Genomic DNA, 2,332 nt, shown 5'->3' on the forward strand with positions numbered 1-2,332 from the left:
ATTTAGCTTTTTTGCACCAGAACCCTATTTTGTGACATAATATGAAAGGTAAAATGGTTCACAAATTAGAAAAGTTTTACTGACATGCCAATATTTAAAATGCATTTGCTTCATAATTTATTATAACAGTACCATTTATAAACAGCGCCTTCTGGAAGAATACTTAAAGTCTGTTTCCAAATCAATTAAATTCCTAGCAAAACTTATTTCTCATTAAAGCTTAAGCTAACTACAGTAGCAATAGATTGTGCTGCATGTTCCCAGCTTCCATCAATTACTTTTCCAATCTGTTGACCAAGTGTGTTTAAATCATTTGGATTAACAGGAATCCCATTATATGCAGCAATAATTGATAAAAGAGGAGCTGCGAATGATGTAAAACCACCTCTATCAATATGATATTGTGGCGTACCGATTACTTCTCCATCTTTCACTGTAAATTCATAATAAACTTGATCATCTGGACGAAAACTTAAATGATGAGAAATTTGACCCTTAACATATTTTTTCCCGCCACCTAAATCTACTACTTCAATTGGTTTTACGTTGAATTCATGTTCAAATACTTTTATTTTTTTGACTTCAGGACCATATAAAGCTGCCTTAACTGCTGTTTCTAAATTACTCTGTGAAAATGGTTGAATACCCATTTGTGATTCTTGTTGTTGGATAGGAGCTTTTGTTTCTGCAGCAAACGCCGATGTAGTAGGCAATGCACCTGTAGCTAACGTGGCTGCCATGGCCGCTGTTACGATCATTCTTTGTTTCTTCTTCATTACTTTCATCCCCTTTTCAATTATGATATATACCATTTTAAATGATCTAATTCAGAACACTTAAATGAATGATATCTACATGTATTATGATAGCTTCTTTCACTATTTATCTCAATTTTCAGATCAATAAGCTAATACCCACTTATATCAAAGTATTTATTACTTAAAATTCTTATTTATTTACTTTAAACGTAGTAAGACCCTAGAAAAAATAATGTTATTTGTACTTGGTGGTATGTAAGTTTCTTAAGTTTATGGGTATGGTGAGGCCTTATAAAAAAATAGCGTTAACGAGCATGTATGGTGACCTCAAGTAGTAAAAAAGGCAAGCCTCTACATGAGTATTTTGGGTTCTGTTGCAAAGTTTTTGGAGTGAAGTTAAAATATAGAGAAAATGGGGCGAGGAGAAGGATGCATGGGATATGTTAAAGGGAAACAATTCAAAAAAGATATTATTTTGGTAGCCGTTGGCTATTACTGTCGTTTTTCTTTAAGTTATCGTGATGTGTCTGAGATCCTAAAAGAACAAGGAGTTTCTGTACATCCCACAACCATCATGCGTTGGGTTCATGAATATGGCAATTTGATTTATCAAATATGGAAGAAGAAAAACCAGTCTGCACATCATGTTTGGCATGTAGATGAGACGTACATCAAAGTGAAAGGGGAGTGGTCTTATCTGTATCGTGCGATTGATAGTAATGGATATACACTTGATTTTCAACTTCGAAAAACACGAGATCATCAAGCAGCATATGCCTTTATAAAAAGGTTGACGAAACAATTTGGAGAACCAACGGTTCTTACAACAGATCAAGCTCCTGCACTGCTTTGTGCGTTCAAAAAACTGAAAAATAATGGCTTTTATGTGCATATAACACATTGTACGGTTAAGCACCTTAATAACCTGATTGAACAAGATCATCGACATGTCAAACGACGTTTTGCCAAATCTTCTGGATTCCAAAATATCCGTCATGCTTCACGTACATTGAAAGGAATCGAAACGATTCATGCGATATACAAACAAAAGAGAAGTCAAATTCCAGACTTCTCTTTTTCGACGTACAAGGAATTACAGGAGTTATTCAGAACCGCTTAAACTATAACTATATTTTGTAAACAAGTCTGTGTTTTTTCAAACTTTGCAACACACCTCAAAAAGCTATCTGTTTATCCCATCAGTATGTGAACCGTTTGTTTCACTTGTTTATCGTCCACTCGATAAAATACTTCTGTTCCTTTGCGTTCATGTGATAACACTTTATGATTTCTCATTTTATGAAGGTGTTGTGAAACCGTAGATTGTGGTAATTTTAAAATTTTTTGTAATTCGGTAACATTTAAAGCATTTTTCTCTAATAATTGATGTACAATTTGTAGACGGAAAGGATGTGCCAATACCCTCAGTATTTCCGCACTTCGCTCGAGTTCATAATTAAGATCGTTGAGCTCCATATAAAAAACATTTGTCATCTTCTTTCGCCTCATTCTTTTTTTAGGGTATTTTCTCATATACACGTTTTTTCGTTAGCAAAGAATCTAACATGTTACAC

Annotated in this window: 3 protein-coding genes; 1 reads left to right on the plus strand and 2 read right to left on the minus strand. The window is 34.0% G+C overall.

Going from position 1 to position 2,332, the window contains the following annotated elements:
• Positions 1-203: 203 nt before the first annotated feature.
• Complete coding sequence (locus RT27_RS31245; RefSeq protein WP_043939108.1) at positions 204-776, minus strand: hypothetical protein; 573 nt, start codon at positions 774-776, stop codon at positions 204-206.
• A 415-nt stretch (positions 777-1,191) separates the two neighbouring features.
• On the opposite strand from RT27_RS31245, the gene RT27_RS31250 reads away from it, so the two are divergent.
• A complete protein-coding gene (locus RT27_RS31250; RefSeq protein ID WP_043939110.1) occupies positions 1,192-1,878 on the plus strand; it encodes an IS6 family transposase in 687 nt (228 codons plus the stop codon).
• 71 nt (positions 1,879-1,949) lie between these two features.
• Here RT27_RS31250 and RT27_RS31255 read toward each other — a convergent pair whose 3' ends face one another.
• Positions 1,950-2,252 (minus strand): metalloregulator ArsR/SmtB family transcription factor, encoded by a 303-nt coding sequence (locus RT27_RS31255; RefSeq protein WP_000185989.1) that lies wholly within the window; start codon positions 2,250-2,252, stop codon positions 1,950-1,952.
• Positions 2,253-2,332 lie beyond the last annotated feature (80 nt).

The organism is Bacillus sp. L_1B0_5, assembly GCF_000836715.1.
Classification (GTDB): Bacteria; Bacillota; Bacilli; order Bacillales; family Bacillaceae_G; genus Bacillus_A; species Bacillus_A thuringiensis_S.